The following is a 15,573-nucleotide window of genomic DNA, read 5'->3' on the forward strand; positions in this document are numbered from 1 at the left end:
GGCTCAGTGCGCCACAAAGGTCACGCGGTCAGGCACGGGCTTGGTTTCACCGATGCGGCTCCACCAGGGCATCAGCAGGAAGAAGCCGAAATAAAACAGCGTTCCCACTTGCGACACACGCTCGCCGATCGGGGATGGTGGCTGAACACCCAGGTAGCCCAAGATCAGGAAGATGATCACGAACACGCCGTACAAATACTTGTGCCAGTCAGGACGGTAGCGGATCGACTTGACAGGGCTGTGATCCAGCCAGGGCAGGAAGAACAGGATGATCACAGCACCACCCATGACCACCACACCCCAGAACTTGGCATCGATGGACAGCATCATGGCGATGACCACCACGGCCGCACCAGCGATACCCGCCTTCACAAAGCTGGGCAGCTTGGCCTTGAGCACGCCAAAACCGGCGCCAGCGACCACGCACAGAACGAGCACATACATCATCTCGGTGGTGATGGCACGCAGCATCGAATAGAACGGCGTGAAGTACCAGACCGGGGCAATGTGTGCAGGGGTCTTGAGCGGATCGGCAGGGATGAAGTTGTTGTATTCGAGGAAGTAGCCACCGAACTCGGGAGCAAAGAACACCACGGCCGTGAATGCCATCAGGAACATGCTCAGCGCGAAGATGTCGTGCACCGTGTAGTAGGGATGGAAGGGCACGCCGTCGAGCGGCTTGCCGTTGGCATCCTTGGGAGCCTTGGGGCCCTTGATTTCCACACCGTCGGGGTTGTTGGAGCCCACGTCGTGCAGCGCCAGCAAGTGCGCCACCACAAGGCCCAGCAGCACCAGGGGCACGGCAATCACGTGGAAGCTGAAGAAGCGATTCAGCGTCGCATCGCCCACCACATAGTCGCCACGGATCAGCAGAGCCAGATCAGGACCAATGAAGGGGATGGCTGCGAACAGGTTCACGATCACCTGGGCGCCCCAGTAGGACATCTGTCCCCAGGGCAGCAGATAACCCATGAAGGCTTCGGCCATCAGGCACAGGAAGATCGCGCAACCGAAGATCCAGACCAGCTCGCGCGGCTTGCGGTAGCTGCCGTAGATGAGGCCACGGAACATATGCAGGTACACCACCACAAAGAACGCCGAAGCGCCCGTGGAGTGCATGTAGCGGATCAGCCAGCCCCAGGGCACATCGCGCATGATGTACTCGACCGACGCGAACGCGAGGTTGGCGTCCGGCTTGTAGTGCATGACCAGGAAGATGCCGGTCACGATCTGGATCACCAGCACGACCAGCGCCAGCGAGCCGAAGATGTACCAGAAGTTGAAGTTCTTCGGAGCGTAGTACTCCGACATGTGCACCTTGTAGGCGTCAAAGGCCGTCGGGAACCGGTTCTCGAACCAGTTGGTGACCTTGGCGCCTGCGGAGGCGTTCGGCGAGATTTCTTTGAATTCGTGGGCCATGTCGTTCTCCGTCAAGCCTTCTTGTCTTCACCGATCAGCAGGCGCGTATCGGACAGGTACATGTGCGGAGGCACCTCAAGGTTGTCGGGTGCTGGCTTGTTCTTGAAGACGCGGCCCGCCATGTCGAACGTGGAGCCGTGGCAAGGACACAGGAAGCCGCCCTTCCAGTCATCGGGCAGCGAAGGTTGTGCACCGGTCTGGAACTTGTCCGACGGCGAGCAACCCAAGTGCGAGCAAATGCCCACACCCACAAAAATTTCCGGCTTGATGGAGCGCGCCTCGTTGCGGGCGTACTCGGGCGTGAGTTCGGAGGGCTTGCGCTCCGACTTGGGATCGGCGAGCTGGCCGTCGAGCTTGGGCAGCTCTGCCAGTTGCTCGGGGGTGCGCTTGATGATCCAGACGGGCTTGCCGCGCCACTCCACAGTGACCTTTTCTCCAGGTTTGAGGGCGGAGATATCCACCTCGACAGCAGCACCAGCGGCTTTGGCACGCTCTGAGGGCTGGAAAGTACTCACGAAAGGAACGGCGGTTGCCACGCCGCCCACCGCACCAGCACATGCTGACGTGATGATCCACGTCCGCTTGCTGGAGTCGATTGGAGTGTCACTCATGGGGATCCTCGATGAACATCGCTAGATTGGGGTCAACCGCGAATTGTAGCGGAGTGAAAATGGTTATTTCCAAGTGGTTTGCTGGCTTGACAGGGGTGCGAACCGGGCAATACTCCCCCATCACCGTTTTACAAGGAGCAACAACATGGGGATGATGCAAGAGTTCAGGGAGTTCGCGGTCAAGGGCAATGTGATTGACCTCGCGGTGGGCGTCATCATTGGCGGCGCCTTTGGCAAGATCGTGGATTCGGTGGTAGCAGACCTGATCATGCCGGTGGTGGGGCTGGTCTTTGGCAAGCTCGATTTCTCCAACCTGTTCATCGTGCTGGGCAACGTGCCTCCAGGCACGGGCACCACGCTCGACGCCCTCAAAAAAGCCGGTGTGCCAGTGTTTGCCTATGGCAACTTCCTGACCGTGGCGGTCAACTTTGTGATCCTGGCTTTCATCATCTTCATGATGATCAAGCAGATCAACCGCCTCAAGCGCGAAGCCCCTGCCGCCCCCGCCGCGCCAGCGGCCCCTCCCGAAGACATTGTGTTGCTGCGCGAAATTCGCGACAGCCTGAAGAAGTAAACCCTTGGGCCAGCGGCCTTAGTGGCTGCATAAAACGCCACCGCTGCGCTGCCTCCACCAGCCGCCGGTGGCGTTGGCTTTTTGGGGTCACGCCGCCCGCACACCCGCGTCCAGGCTGGCGCAATTTTCAGTGGTTCATTTGATCTCGATCAGCGCTGGGCCCCAAGGCTTCAGCGGCTGACGTCATCCACACAGCGACCGCGCCATGCGCACCGCCTCGATCAGGCTTGAGGCATCTGCAACGCCCTGCCCCGCAATATCAAACGCCGTGCCATGGTCGGGGCTGGTTCGCACCAGGGGCAGGCCCAGGGTCACGTTCACGCCCTTTTCCACCCCCAGGTATTTCACCGGGATCAGGCCCTGGTCGTGGTACATGGCAACGACCACATCGAACTCGCCCGCGCGCTGCGGGGTGCTGCGCGCGCGCATGAACACCGTGTCAGGCGCAAACGGGCCGTGCACGTCGAGCCCCTGCGCGCGCGCCGCCGCGATGGTCGGGGCGATCACCTCCAGCTCTTCGCGGCCAAACAATCCGCCCTCGCCTGCATGGGGGTTCAACCCTGCCACACCCACGCGGGGCACACGGCCCAGGCTGCGCTGCAAGGCGGCGTGGGTGATTTGCAGCGTCTGCAGCACGTTGTCCTGCGTCACCGCTGCAATCGCGTCGCGCAGCGACACATGGATGCTGACGAGCACGGTGCGCAGCTCGTCATTGGCCAGCATCATGCGCACGGGCATCCGCGCCAGCGGCACCCCCTGGTGCGCAGCAGCCTCTGCCTGCAAGAGCTCCGTATGCCCCGGGAAGTCCACCCCTGCAGCCGACAAGGCCTCCTTGTGCAAAGGGGCTGTCACCAGCGCTGCCACCTCCCCACGCAATGCGGCACGCGCCGCCCAGACCACGCTGTCCGCCGCGGCACGGCCGGCGGCGGCGCTGATCTCGCCCCAAGGCTGGGGCCCCGGGATCCCGGGCAGTTGGAGCACGGGGATGCAGCGGGGCGGAGCGTCCGCTGCTTCGCCCGGTGACCCGATCTGCGCGACGGGCACACCGGGCTCACCGGGGCGCGTGATGGCGTCCGCAGCGCGTCGCACAGTGGCCAGGTCACCGACGACAAAGCAGTGGCGCAGCGCATCGGGCGCATCGCGAAAGGCCTTGGCCACGATCTCGGGGCCGATGCCGGCGGGATCTCCCTGGGTGATGGCGATGGGTTGCATGGGTTTGGAGCCAAAAGTGCTTGTAGCGCTAGTTGTTCATGCGCTATCAGCTATGAATAAATGAGCAAAACGGACCGGATATCCGCACGATGTGATTGCTTGCCGTGCGGCGTCTTGCCATGGGCTAGGCGGGGTTGTCGATCTCGATGAACTGGTGACTCAGCCCGCACTGGTCTGCCACATGCGCCGCCACGGCGGGGGCACCATAGCGCTCCGTGGCATGGTGCCCGGCGGCAATAAAGCCCACCCCCGTCTCGCGCGCCAGGTGCGCCTGGGGCTCGGAGATTTCGCCAGTGATGAAAACATCCGCCCCTGCAGCGATGGCCGACTCGAAATACCCTTGCGCGCCGCCCGTGCACCACGCCACGCGGCGCACGGGGCCCCGTGCAGCGGCACCACCGCCCACGCCACCTGGCGACACCAGGGTCACGGGGCGGCCGAGCGCCTGGGCTACATGGTCGGCCACGGCTTGGACATTGTCGAACGCCGCTGGCGCCGCAAAGCCCAGGTCCTGCTCGCCAAACCGCGCATCGGCGGCAAAACCCAGCACCCGGCCCAGCTGTGCGTTGTTGCCCAGTTCGGCATGGGCATCGAGAGGCAGGTGGTACGCAAACAGGTTGATGTCGTGCGCCAGCAGCAGCTGCAGCCGCTGCTTCATCCAGCCCGTGATGCGGCCATCCTGCCCGCGCCAGAACAGGCCGTGGTGCACAAAAATAGCATCGGCCTGCGCCGCAATGGCGGCTTCGATCAGTGCACGGCTGGCAGTGACGCCACTGACCACTCGCCGGATCTCGGCCTTGCCCTCGACTTGCAGGCCGTTGGGGCCGTAGTCCTTGAAGCGCTCGGGTTGCAGCAGGCTGTCAAACGCCTGCAAAAGTTGACTGCGGTGAATGCTCATGCCGCTATTGTGGCGCGCCGTTCGCGCCCCCACATTCGGAGACAATCCTGTGTGAGAGGGAGCGCCCAGGCCGCCACGGCGAACCTGCAGCGTCCACCTCCATCGCCCACACCCTGTACTACCACCGGCAAGCACCTTTCATGAAGCGACTCTGGCTGTTGTTTTCCCAGTCCGTGACGGTCCTCGTTGCGGCCTACTTTGTTGTCGCCACGCTCCAGCCTGACTGGCTGGGCCGGGGCACCACGCGCTCCGGGGCGGGTATTGCGCTGCTGGAGGCCCCTGCAACGCCGCCTTCGCAGCCCGCGGCGGGCAGCTTCAGCGGTGCGGCGCGCAAGGCGGCGCCGGCCGTGGTCAGCATCAACACCAGCAAGGAAGTGCGCCACCCGCGCAGCAACGACCCCTGGTTCCAGTTTTTCTTTGGTGACCAAGGCAGCCAGGCGCAGGCCGGCCTGGGCAGCGGCGTGATCGTGAGCCCCGAGGGCTACATCCTCACCAACAACCATGTGGTGGAAGGTGCTGACGAGATCGAGGTGACCCTCACCGACAGCCGCCGCGCCCGTGCGCGCGTGATCGGCACCGACCCCGACACCGACCTGGCCATCCTCAAGATCGAACTGGACAAGCTGCCCGTGATCGTGCTGGGCAACTCCGACGCCCTGGATGTGGGCGACCAGGTGCTGGCCATCGGCAACCCCTTCGGCGTGGGGCAGACCGTGACCAGCGGCATCGTGAGCGCGCTGGGCCGCAGCCAGCTGGGCATCAACACGTTTGAAAACTTCATCCAGACCGACGCAGCCATCAACCCCGGCAATTCGGGCGGTGCGCTGGTCGATGTGAACGGCAACCTCATGGGCATCAACACCGCGATCTACTCGCGCTCAGGCGGCAGCATGGGCATCGGGTTTGCCATTCCGGTGTCCACAGCCCGCATGGTGCTCGATGGCATCGTGAAGGACGGCCAGGTCACACGCGGCTGGATTGGCGTGGAGCCCAACGAGCTGTCGCCCGAACTGGCAGAAACCTTTGGCGTCAAAAAGGCCACCGAGGGCGTGATCATCACCGGCGTGCTGCAGGACGGCCCCGCCGCCCAGGCTGGCATGCGCCCGGGGGATGTGATCGTGAGCGTGGACGGCAAGAGCGTGGGCAATGTGTCGCAGCTGCTGACCGCCGTGGCGGCACTCAAGCCGGGCCAGGCTGCGGCGTTTGACGTGCAACGGGCCGATAAGCGTGTGGAGCTGAGCATCAACCCAGGCGTGCGCCCCCGGCCACAGCGCAATGTGAGGCGCTGAGCCCCTTCAGCGAGCCCGGCTCTGCGCGGTGATCGCCGGGCGGGTACAAGCCATCACCACTGCCGATTGGGGGCGAAGCAGGCGAAGGTCGTCGGCTTTGGGGCCCCTCTGCAGGGCCAAGCCGGGGTGAAGAACAGGCCAACCGGAAGGGGCCAGATGTGGGTGAGGAGTGTCCCTTCCTCTGAAGGGCTGCAGCCCTCACAGCACTATAAAAAACATAGCTGCCAGCGCATATCTCACTAGCGCTTGCAGCTATTTTTATTGTTTTTTCCCTCTCGTCGCCCAGGCAGAGTCTCACGGACGCGATCTGCGCATCACCCCCCAGGCAACCCCGCCAGCCTGCGGGGCTGGCAGGTCAGGATGCGGAAGCGGATTCCCCGGGCTCTTCGGGCGCCTGGGTGTGCTTGATGAAGATCTGCGCGGCCCAGATGCCCACCTCGTACAGCAGGCACATGGGCACGGCCAGCGACAGCTGCGACACCACATCGGGCGGTGTCACGACGGCGGCCACCACAAAGGCCAGCACGATGAAATAGCCGCGAAACTCGCGCAGCTTTTGCACGCTCACGATGCCCATGCGGGCCAGCACCACCACGGCAATCGGCACTTCAAACGCCATGCCGAACGCCAGGAACATGGACAGCACAAAACTCAGGTAGGCCTCGATGTCAGGCGCGGCCGTGATGCTCTTGGGGGCAAAGCTCTGAATGAACGCGAACACCTGGCCAAACACCAGGTAGTAGCAAAACGCCACCCCGATGAAGAACAACAGCGTGCTGGACACCACCAGCGGCAGCACCAGCTTTTTCTCGTGCGAATACAGGCCGGGCGCCACAAAAGCCCAGATCTGCCACAGCACAAAAGGCAGCGCGAGCAGGAACGCCGACATCAGCAAGATCTTGAGCGGCACCATGAACGGCGAAATCACCGAAGTGGCGATCAGCGTGGCCCCCTTGGGCAGGTGGGCTACCAGAGGGGCGGCCAGAAAGTCATACAACGCGCCGGGACCCGGAAAGAAGAACAGGATCGCTGCCGCAATGGCGATGGCGATCATGGCCTTGACCAGCCGGTCGCGCAGCTCCATGAGGTGCTGTACGAACGGCTGCTCAGTGCCGGCCAGTTCGTCTTCTTTGGTGGGGGTTTCGGACATGGTGGGTTTTCGTGGGCGTCAGGGCCGCCCATGCAGCGCACGGGGCGCCGCAGGCTGCGTCAGTGGAATTTTTGGGGGCGGTAACGTGCTACGCGGGCTGCGCCAGACTGTGCCTTGGTGCGCACACCACTGCGGGCCTTGTACCACTGGGGCACCGCACCACGCTTGAGGCGCCAGTTCTTGCCGGGGTGCTTGTAGGCAGGCACCACGGCCGCCTGCTCCCGCAGGTCGGCGTTGTTGCTGGAATCGATGGCATCGGTCCAGTCTTTCTCGAACTCGCTGGCGCTGGTCTGGATGGTGTTGTGCACGTCGCGCGCGGCGTTCTCCACCGTGTCCTTCATCTTCTTGAGCTCATCGAGCTCCATGGACCGGTTGACCTCCGCTTTCACATCGGACACGTAACGCTGCGCCTTGCCGAGCAAGGTGCCAACGGTACGGGCCACACGGGGCAGCTTCTCGGGGCCGATGACGATCAACGCCACGGCGCCAATCAGCGCCATTTTGGACAGGCCAATATCAATCATGGATCAGGCGCCAGCGCAATGCAGGCCAAGGCAGCGGGTCAGCAGCACCAGCTCAGCTCTTTTGCTTGGCTTCGACATCGATGGTGGTCTTGTCAGCGGCCTGGCTGTTGGCCACCTGGCCAGCGGGGGGCGTGGCAGCAGCTGGTGCATCAGACGAGCCGTCCTTCATGCCGTCCTTGAAGCCCTTGACGGCGCCGCCCAGGTCCGAGCCCATGTTCTTGAGCTTCTTGGTACCGAACACCATCACAACGATCAACAGCACGATCAGCCAGTGCCAGATGGAAAAAGAGCCCATGAAATATCTCCTAACGAATTGCAATCATTTTAGACGGGGGGCGTGACAGGAGTTCAGTGCCGGGGCAAGCCGACACCTCTCAACATGGCACGATCGTCAGCCTGGTTCAGCCTTTGAGCCACGGACGGGGGCCGCCCATGACATGGATATGCAGGTGGTGGATTTCCTGCCCACCTTCAAGCCCCGTGTTTACCACGACGCGAAAGCCACCATCCGGGTACGGGTTGCAGCCCTGCTCCAGTGCCAGCTTTGGCGCTAGCGCCATCATGCGCCCCAACACCCCAGCATGCTCCGGGGTGACCTGTGCCATGGAAGGGATATGCAGCTTGGGCACCATCAAAAAATGCACTGGCGCCCACGGGTGAATGTCGTGGAAAGCGAAGATTTCTTCGTCCTCATAAACCTTCTTGGAGGGGATCTGGCCCGCGATGATTTTGCAGAAAAGGCAGTTCGGATCGTGCATGGGAGGGATCGGAGCAAAGGGAATCAGGGGTACAGGCGCGGATCAACCCTGAGGGTGCCTCGCGCGCAAGCGAGGGATGTCCTGCATAACCCTCGCGAGTCGGTGGTAGTGCGGATCGGGATGGGCCACAAGGCGTCTTTTTGCAGCCAACAGCTGTGCTATTGGCCAAAAAAGCAACGCAGCGGACCGCCCGAGACCGCGCCGTCACAGACCGCAGGGAGTTATGCAGGACATCCCTAGGCATTGTCAGCGATCTTGATGCTGGGGCGCACGCCCACGTCCTTGCGGTGCGCGTGCAGCCACTCCTGCCCCGCTGTGCGGCCCAGCGCAAACAGCTTGCGCACAAAGGCCAGGTCCGCACGCAGCTTGCTGTCGGCCCCGAAGGGCGCCAGCACCGAGCCACCATCGATGCGGTGCATGCGCACGCTCTTGTAGCGGCGGGCGTCGAGCTTGCCCTCGGCGAGCAGCCGGCGCACAAACTCGATGGCGCGCAGCTCGGCCAGCAGGCTGGCGTTGAAGGTGACTTCGTTCATGCGCTCCATGATCTCGGAGGCGCTGCTGGGCACGTCCAGATGCTCCACGGGGTTGATCTGCACCAGCAGGATGTCCGAGGTATCGGTCTGGTAGATCAGCGGGTGCAGCGCGGGGTTGCCGGAATAGCCGCCGTCCCAGTACGCCTCACCCTCGATCTCGACCGCCTTGAACAGCATGGGCAGGCAGGCCGACGCCATCACCGCATCCGCGCTGAGCCGGGGCCCAAAAAAAATCTCTCCCCGGCCGGTGCGCACGTTGGTGGCACACACAAACACCTTGGGGCCGACGACGCCGGTGCGGGCGGAGCACAGCAGGCTGAAATCCACCTCGCGCTCCAGCAGCTTGCGCAGGGGGTTGATCCCCAGCGGATTGGTCTGGTAGGGCGAGAACCACTGCGACATCATGCCCACCAGCGGATTGGCGGCAGACAACGGCGTTCCCCAGGTCAGGCTGCCCAGCGCGCCCACCCCTTCCCACAGGCGGGTGAGCGACTCGCGGGCCAGGGCGCAGCCAGCAAGATGTGCGTCCTCGGGGTCCTTGTGCTGCTGCGCGGCCTGCGCAAACCCGTGCGCCAGGGCCACCGCGTTCATGGCGCCTGCGCTGGTGCCACTGACACCGTCGAACTGCCACTGGCCGTCCTCCAGCAGCGCATCCAGCACGCCCCAGGTGAGCGCGCCGTGCGAGCCGCCGCCCTGCAGCGCCAGGTTCAGACGCGGGCGGGGACGGACTGCTTCATGCATCCACGGCCCGGCTCTTGTTCATGGCGACCATGCCGCGCACGATGCGGTACAGGAACCAGATGGAGATCAGGCCCCAGGCGATCCATCCGGGCAGGAAGAACAGCAGCCACAGCGGCGCCGTGACGACGTAGAGCACGCCGGCCCAGATCACGGTGCGGATGCGCCATGAGAAATGGTTGGCCTGCCAGGTGCCTTCGGCATCGCCTTTTTTCACCAGGTCGATCACCAGCGCCACGATCAGCAGCGCAGCGCCGGGCTGTGCGCCCGGGATGACCGCCCCCAGCGCCACGATCAGGTGCAGCACATAGCTGACCCAGCCGATGGCCTTGAGGTCCTCGGCCTTCTGGTCGTTGGTCTGCACGTCAATGATGTCGCTCACGGTGTGCCTTCTTCGGCAGCGCGTTCCGCCACCTTGCGCAGGGCCTTTTCCTCGATGCCGCTGGTGCCTTCGCGGCGCTCCAGCTCGGCCACCACATCGGCAGGCGTGAGCCCGTAATGGGCAAGCGCCACCATGGTGTGGAACCACAGGTCGGCCACTTCATAGACGATCTTGGACTTGTCGGCGCCATGGTCCACATCCTTCGCGGCCATGACCACCTCGGTGGCTTCTTCGCCGATCTTCTTCAGGAAGGCATCGGGCCCCTTGTGCAGCAGGCGCGACACATAGCTGGTGGCCGGGTCGCCGCCGTTGGCGGGCTTGCGGCTTTCGATGACGGCGGCCAGACGCGCCAGGGAATCGTGGGAACTCATGCTCTTGTCGTCCATTGCCATTACTTGTAGATGGATTCGGGGTCTTTCAAGACCGGATCGACCGCGTACCAGGCACCGTCCTTGAGCACGCTGAAAAAGCAGCTGTGGCGGCCCGTGTGGCAGGCGATGCCGGGCTCGTGGCCCTGCTGGGTGACCTTGAGCAGCACCACGTCGTTGTCGCAGTCCAGGCGGATCTCGTGCACCGTCTGCACGTGGCCGGACTCTTCGCCCTTGAACCACAGCTTTTTGCGCGAGCGGCTGAAGTACACGGCGCGGCCCAGTTCAGCGGTTTTCGCCAGGGCCTCGCGGTTCATCCACGCAAACATCAGCACGTCGCCCGTGCCCTGCTCTTGCGCAATCACGGGCACCAGGCCCTGCGCATCCCATTTCACTTCGTTGAGCCAGTTCATGGAGCCATTGTCGGTGATCCGTGTGGCGCGCCAGTGCCAACCAGGGCGCGCACCTGCACTTTTCGAGTGTTTTTGACTACAAGCGCAGGTATTACATGCGCTTGAAGCTATCAAATCAGGAGCGAATGTTGATCACATCCGCACGGGGATGCCACGCTCTGCCATGCGCTGCTTGGCCTGGCCCACGGTGTATTCGCCGTAGTGGAAGATGCTGGCGGCCAGCACCGCGTCGGCGCCACCGGTCTGGATGCCGTCGGCCAGGTGGTCAAGGTTGCCCACGCCGCCCGAGGCGATCACGGGCACGCTGACCGCGTCACTCACCGCGCGGGTCAGTTCAAGGTCAAAACCCGCCTTGGTGCCGTCGCGGTCCATACTGGTCAGCAGGATCTCGCCCGCACCGCGCTGCGCCATCTCGGTGGCCCAGGCAATGGCGTCCAGGCCGGTGTTCTTGCGCCCACCGTGGCTGTACACGTCCCAGCCCGCACCCACGGGCTGGCCGTTGGCACCCAGGCGCAAGGCGTCTTCGGCCGAGCGGCGCTTGGCGTCGATGGCCACCACAATGCACTGCGCGCCGTACTTGGCCGACACCGCGTTGATCACCTCAGGGTTGGCAATCGCGGCCGAGTTAAAGCTGGTCTTGTCCGCGCCGGCATTGAGCAGGCGGCGCACATCGTCCACGGTGCGCACGCCACCACCCACGGTGAGCGGAATGAACACCTGGCTGGCCACGGCCTCGATGATGTGCAGGATGAGGTCACGGCCATCGCTGGTGGCGGTGATATCGAGGAAGGTGAGCTCGTCAGCGCCTTGCGCGTTGTAGCGCGCAGCAATTTCGACCGGGTCGCCTGCGTCGCGCAGCTCGACGAAATTGACGCCCTTGACCACACGGCCTCCGGTGACGTCCAGGCAAGGGATGATGCGTTTGGCGAGCATGCGGTCCTTAGCCGTTCAGTTCGTCGGCACGTGCTTGTGCCGCCGCAAAGTCCAGGTCGCCGCTGTAGATGGCGCGGCCGCAGATCACACCCTCCACGCCCTCGTCTTCCACGGCGCACAGCTGCTCGATGTCGGCCATGTTGGACAGGCCGCCCGAGGCGATCACAGGGATGCTCAAAGCCTGGGCCAGCTTCACCGTGGCGTCGATGTTGATGCCCGACAGCATGCCGTCGCGGCCGATGTCGGTGTAGATGATGGATTCGACGCCCCAGTCCTCGAACTTCTTGGCCAGGTCCACGACCTCGTGGCCGGTGAGCTTGCTCCAGCCGTCGGTAGCCACCTTGCCGTCCTTGGCGTCGAGCCCCACGATGATGTGGCCGCCGAACGCGCTGCAGGCGTCTTTGAGGAAGCCGGGGTTCTTCACGGCCGCCGTGCCGATGATCACGTAGCGCAGGCCGCCGTCGATGTATTTCTCGATGGTGTCCAGGTCGCGGATGCCGCCGCCCAGCTGCACGGGGATGTCGTCACCCACCTCTTTCAGGATGGACTTGATGGCGCTGTAGTTCTTGGGCACGCCCGCAAACGCACCGTTCAGGTCCACCAGGTGCAGGCGGCGTGCGCCGGCATCCACCCATTTGCGCGCCATGGCGGCAGGGTCTTCACCAAAGGTGGTGGATTGGTCCATATCGCCTTGCTTGAGGCGTACGCAGTGGCCGTCTTTGAGGTCGATGGCGGGGATGAGCAGCATGGTGGTGAAGTTCGGGTGAAAAAGGGCGAGACGCAGCTCGGCCCGAACGGGTGGGGGTTAAGGGATCAGGGATTCCAGTGCAGAAAATTGCGGTACAGGGCCAGGCCGTGCTCCGCGCTCTTCTCCGGGTGAAACTGGGTGGCAAAAATATTATCGCGTGCAACCGCGGCAGCAAACAAACCGCCGTAGTCGGCCTGCCCGGCGCAATGGGCAGGATTTTGCGGCACAGCGTAGAAACTGTGCACGAAGTAGAAGTAACTGTTGTCGGGCACACCGGCCCACACCGGGTGCACGCCGCCGCCGTGGTGGGCGTGGGGCATCTGCCGCACCTGGTTCCAGCCCATCTGGGGCACCTTGAAGCGGCTGCCATCGGGCTGGGTGCGGCCTGCCAGGTCAAACTTGAGCACATCGCCAGGGATCAGGCCCAGGCCGGGCGTGTTGCCTTCAGCGCTGTGGTCCAGCAGCATCTGCATGCCCACGCACACGCCAAACATCGGCTTGGTGGCAGCGGCTTCGAGCACCGATTCCTGCAGGCCGGACTCGCGCAGCTCGCGCATGCAGTCGGGCATGGCGCCCTGCCCTGGCAGCACGATGCGCTGGGCGGCGCGCACGTCTTCGGGGCGCTGGGTGACGACCACGGTCCAGCCCGTGCCCTCGGCGGCGGCCTGCACGGCCTGCGACACCGAGCGCAGATTGCCCATGCCGTAGTCCACGACCGCCACTGTTTTTGCTTCCATATTCATAGCTGCTAGCGCATACAAATCAAGCGCTTGCGCCTGATTTGACTGAAAAATTCACAGAGAACCCTTGGTGGAGGGGATGACACCGGCCGAGCGCGGATCACGCTCCAGCGCCGCGCGCAGCGTGCGCCCGAACGCCTTGAAGATGGTTTCGCACTGGTGGTGGGCATTGAAGCCCTTGAGGTTGTCGATGTGCAGCGTCACACCCGCGTGGTTCACGAAGCCCTGGAAGAACTCGTACACCAGCTGCGTATCGAGCTGACCGATGCTGCCCGCCGTGAACTTCACGTCGATGTGCAGCCCGGGGCGGCCCGAGAAATCGACCACCACGCGCGACAGCGCTTCGTCGAGCGGCACATAGGCGTGGCCGTAGCGGCGGATGCCCTTCTTGTCGCCCACGGCGCGCGCAAACGCCTGGCCCAGCGTGATGCCCACGTCTTCCACGGTGTGGTGGCCGTCAATGTGCAGGTCGCCTTCGCAGTCGATGTCGAGGTCGATCAGCCCGTGGCGGGCGATCTGGTCGAGCATGTGGTCGAAGAAGCCAATGCCGGTGTGCAGCTTGGCCTGGCCCGTGCCGTCGAGGTTGATGCGCACGCGGATGCGCGTCTCGGCGGTGTTGCGGCTGACCTCGGCAATGCGGTCGGCCATCGGGTCGGCCGATGGGGCGGAAGGTACGAGTGCGGAGGAAGTCATAGGGAGGCTTGGAGTGCGGCCAGCATCTGCGCGTTGTCTTCGGCATTGCCTACCGTCAGGCGCAGGCAGTTGGCCAGCAATGGGTGCATTGTAGAAACGTTCTTGACGAGCACCTTGCGGTTTTTCATGCCCTCGTAGGCCTTGGCGGAATCCGCCACACGGATCAGCACCATGTTGGCCTCGCTGTCCCAGCACTTCTCGACCCCCGACATCTGGCGCAACGCGGCGATGAGCGTGGTGCGTTCGACACGGATCTCGGCGGCCTGGGCGGCAAACACCTCGGCATGTTCCAGCGCAAACAGGGCGGTTTCGCAGTTGAGCACGCTCACGTTGTAGGGCGGGCGCACCTTGTCGATCTCGCTCACGAACGCCGAGGGTCCGATGAGGTAGCCCAGGCGCACGCCCGCGAGGCCAAACTTGCTGAGCGTGCGCATGAGCAGCACGTGCGCATTGCGCGCAGGCTCGGCCCGCATGCGGTCGATCCAGGTGCGGCTGGCAAAGGGCTGGTAGGCCTCGTCCATGACCACGATGCCGCCCTGCGCGCCCGCAGCGTCGATGATGCGCTGCACCGCGCCCTCGTCCCACAGCGTGGCCGTGGGGTTGTTGGGGTAGGCGATGTAGGTGATGGCCGGGCGGTGCTGTTCGATGGCGGCCAGCATGGCGGGCTCGTCCAGCTCGAAGTCGGACGTGAGCGGCACGCTGACAAAGTCCAGGCCCTGCAGCTGCGCCGATAGCGGGTACATCACAAAGCCGGGCATGGGCGCCAGCATGGTGGCGCGCTGGCCCCTTCCATCCTTGTCCACGGGCTGTGCGCAGGCCAGCGCCAGCAGGGTGATGAGTTCGTCCGACCCGTTGCCCAACACGATGCCATAGCCCTCGGGCATGCCCGCGTACTGCGCCAGGGCCGCCTTCAGGTCGGCAATGCGGTCGCCGGGGTAGCGGTTGAGTGCCACCGAACCCAGGCGCTGGCCCAGCGCGGCCTGCAAATGCGCGGGCAGGCGGAAGGGGTTCTCCATCGCGTCCATCTTGAGCATGCCGGTGGACGGCTGCACGACATAGGAATGCATCGCGCGCACGTCAGGGCGGATGCGGGCCAGGGCCTGGAGGGGGGACGACGCGGGAGTAGTCATTCGGTGGTGTCCAGTTCGTTGGGGGTGACAAGGAAAGGGTTGATGGGGCGCACGGCGTCCATCGGCTGATCGTGCGGCAGCGCCTCGGTCAGCAGGTAGCGGCAGCCTTGCTGGTGGGCGGACGAGAGGATGAGCGCATCCCAGTAGCCCAGGCGGTAACGGTCCTGCAGGTCCCAGGCGCCGTCCACGGTGTACGAGTCAAGGTGCGGCGGCAGCCATACGCGCAGGCGGCGCACCTGGGCGCGCACCTGCTGCAGCACTTGGGGGCCGTCAAAACGCTGGATGGCCTGGTTGTACAGCTCGTTGAGCACCTGCGAGCTGATGCGGCCGCTGCGGGTTTGCCAGCAAAAGCTGATCCATTCGCGCGCCCGCGCCTGGCGCCCGGCATCGCGGTCGTCCACGCTGGCGAGCAGGATTTCGGTATCGACAAAGATGGGGACGGTGGCCATGCGTTCTGCCC

20 protein-coding genes are annotated in these 15,573 nt (G+C 64.2%); 2 read left to right on the top strand and 18 right to left on the bottom strand.

The window, feature by feature from the left end; genetic code table 11:
* Positions 1–3: 3 nt before the first annotated feature.
* Both C8C96_RS22545 and petA read right to left on the bottom strand, forming a co-directional pair.
* Positions 4–1,419, bottom strand: a complete 1,416-nt coding sequence (locus tag C8C96_RS22545; protein WP_015012702.1) for a cytochrome bc complex cytochrome b subunit — start codon at positions 1,417–1,419, stop codon at positions 4–6.
* An 11-nt stretch (positions 1,420–1,430) separates the two neighbouring features.
* Complete coding sequence (gene petA / locus C8C96_RS22550; protein WP_056060279.1) at positions 1,431–2,030, bottom strand: ubiquinol-cytochrome c reductase iron-sulfur subunit; 600 nt, start codon at positions 2,028–2,030, stop codon at positions 1,431–1,433.
* A gap of 145 nt (positions 2,031–2,175) precedes the next feature.
* Here petA and mscL point away from each other — a divergent pair, with 145 nt between their 5' ends.
* Complete coding sequence (gene mscL, locus C8C96_RS22555) at positions 2,176–2,604, top strand: large conductance mechanosensitive channel protein MscL (RefSeq protein WP_121943702.1); 429 nt, start codon at positions 2,176–2,178, stop codon at positions 2,602–2,604.
* A 183-nt stretch (positions 2,605–2,787) separates the two neighbouring features.
* Here mscL and pdxA read toward each other — a convergent pair whose 3' ends face one another.
* Positions 2,788–3,816, bottom strand: coding sequence for a 4-hydroxythreonine-4-phosphate dehydrogenase PdxA (gene pdxA, locus C8C96_RS22560; RefSeq protein ID WP_121943703.1), 1,029 nt, complete (start codon positions 3,814–3,816; stop codon positions 2,788–2,790).
* 124 nt (positions 3,817–3,940) lie between these two features.
* A complete protein-coding gene (locus tag C8C96_RS22565; protein ID WP_121943704.1) occupies positions 3,941–4,714 on the bottom strand; it encodes a Nif3-like dinuclear metal center hexameric protein in 774 nt (257 codons plus the stop codon).
* A 140-nt stretch (positions 4,715–4,854) separates the two neighbouring features.
* On the opposite strand from C8C96_RS22565, the gene C8C96_RS22570 reads away from it, so the two are divergent.
* Positions 4,855–6,003 (top strand): trypsin-like peptidase domain-containing protein, encoded by a 1,149-nt coding sequence (locus tag C8C96_RS22570; RefSeq protein ID WP_056060267.1) that lies wholly within the window; start codon positions 4,855–4,857, stop codon positions 6,001–6,003.
* A gap of 355 nt (positions 6,004–6,358) precedes the next feature.
* Here C8C96_RS22570 and tatC read toward each other — a convergent pair whose 3' ends face one another.
* The 14 genes from tatC to C8C96_RS22640 form a co-directional block, all read right to left on the bottom strand.
* On the bottom strand, positions 6,359–7,153 hold the full coding sequence (gene tatC / locus C8C96_RS22575) for a twin-arginine translocase subunit TatC (protein WP_056060263.1): 795 nt from the start codon (positions 7,151–7,153) through the stop codon (positions 6,359–6,361).
* 59 nt (positions 7,154–7,212) lie between these two features.
* Positions 7,213–7,677, bottom strand: coding sequence for a Sec-independent protein translocase protein TatB (gene tatB / locus C8C96_RS22580; RefSeq protein WP_056060260.1), 465 nt, complete (start codon positions 7,675–7,677; stop codon positions 7,213–7,215).
* Between the two features lie 52 nt (positions 7,678–7,729).
* Positions 7,730–7,972, bottom strand: coding sequence for a Sec-independent protein translocase subunit TatA (gene tatA, locus C8C96_RS22585; protein WP_056060256.1), 243 nt, complete (start codon positions 7,970–7,972; stop codon positions 7,730–7,732).
* A gap of 106 nt (positions 7,973–8,078) precedes the next feature.
* Positions 8,079–8,435, bottom strand: coding sequence for a histidine triad nucleotide-binding protein (locus tag C8C96_RS22590; RefSeq protein ID WP_015012693.1), 357 nt, complete (start codon positions 8,433–8,435; stop codon positions 8,079–8,081).
* 236 nt (positions 8,436–8,671) lie between these two features.
* Entirely contained in the window at positions 8,672–9,709 is a 1,038-nt protein-coding gene (locus C8C96_RS22595) for a patatin-like phospholipase family protein (protein ID WP_121943705.1), read from the bottom strand.
* Positions 9,702–10,088: a hypothetical protein gene (locus C8C96_RS22600; protein ID WP_121943706.1), complete on the bottom strand. Its 387-nt coding sequence runs from the start codon at positions 10,086–10,088 to the stop codon at positions 9,702–9,704. Before C8C96_RS22600 ends, C8C96_RS22595 begins: the two co-directional genes overlap by 8 nt.
* Positions 10,085–10,459: a phosphoribosyl-ATP diphosphatase gene (locus C8C96_RS22605; protein WP_043566048.1), complete on the bottom strand. Its 375-nt coding sequence runs from the start codon at positions 10,457–10,459 to the stop codon at positions 10,085–10,087. Before C8C96_RS22605 ends, C8C96_RS22600 begins: the two co-directional genes overlap by 4 nt.
* A gap of 20 nt (positions 10,460–10,479) precedes the next feature.
* A complete protein-coding gene (gene hisI, locus C8C96_RS22610; RefSeq protein ID WP_121943707.1) occupies positions 10,480–10,869 on the bottom strand; it encodes a phosphoribosyl-AMP cyclohydrolase in 390 nt (129 codons plus the stop codon).
* Positions 10,870–11,001: 132 nt separating this feature from the next.
* Positions 11,002–11,802, bottom strand: coding sequence for an imidazole glycerol phosphate synthase subunit HisF (gene hisF, locus C8C96_RS22615; protein WP_056747261.1), 801 nt, complete (start codon positions 11,800–11,802; stop codon positions 11,002–11,004).
* A 7-nt stretch (positions 11,803–11,809) separates the two neighbouring features.
* Positions 11,810–12,550: a 1-(5-phosphoribosyl)-5-[(5-phosphoribosylamino)methylideneamino]imidazole-4-carboxamide isomerase gene (hisA, locus tag C8C96_RS22620; RefSeq protein ID WP_056060243.1), complete on the bottom strand. Its 741-nt coding sequence runs from the start codon at positions 12,548–12,550 to the stop codon at positions 11,810–11,812.
* Between the two features lie 65 nt (positions 12,551–12,615).
* The gene (hisH, locus tag C8C96_RS22625) at positions 12,616–13,293 is read right to left on the bottom strand and encodes an imidazole glycerol phosphate synthase subunit HisH (RefSeq protein ID WP_108497078.1); all 678 of its coding nucleotides are present in this window, start codon (positions 13,291–13,293) and stop codon (positions 12,616–12,618) included.
* Positions 13,294–13,344: 51 nt separating this feature from the next.
* A complete protein-coding gene (gene hisB / locus C8C96_RS22630; RefSeq protein WP_121943708.1) occupies positions 13,345–13,983 on the bottom strand; it encodes an imidazoleglycerol-phosphate dehydratase HisB in 639 nt (212 codons plus the stop codon).
* Positions 13,980–15,113 carry a histidinol-phosphate transaminase gene (locus C8C96_RS22635; RefSeq protein ID WP_121943709.1) on the bottom strand — a complete coding sequence of 378 codons (1,134 nt, stop codon included), beginning with the start codon at positions 15,111–15,113 and terminating at the stop codon, positions 13,980–13,982. The genes hisB and C8C96_RS22635 overlap by 4 nt, the downstream gene beginning before the upstream one ends.
* A complete protein-coding gene (locus C8C96_RS22640) occupies positions 15,110–15,562 on the bottom strand; it encodes a PIN domain-containing protein (RefSeq protein WP_121943710.1) in 453 nt (150 codons plus the stop codon). Before C8C96_RS22640 ends, C8C96_RS22635 begins: the two co-directional genes overlap by 4 nt.
* Between the last annotated feature and the right edge of the window lie 11 nt (positions 15,563–15,573).

The sequence above is a fragment of the Acidovorax sp. 100 genome, from assembly GCF_003688355.1.
Lineage (GTDB): Bacteria > Pseudomonadota > Gammaproteobacteria > Burkholderiales > Burkholderiaceae_C > Acidovorax > Acidovorax delafieldii.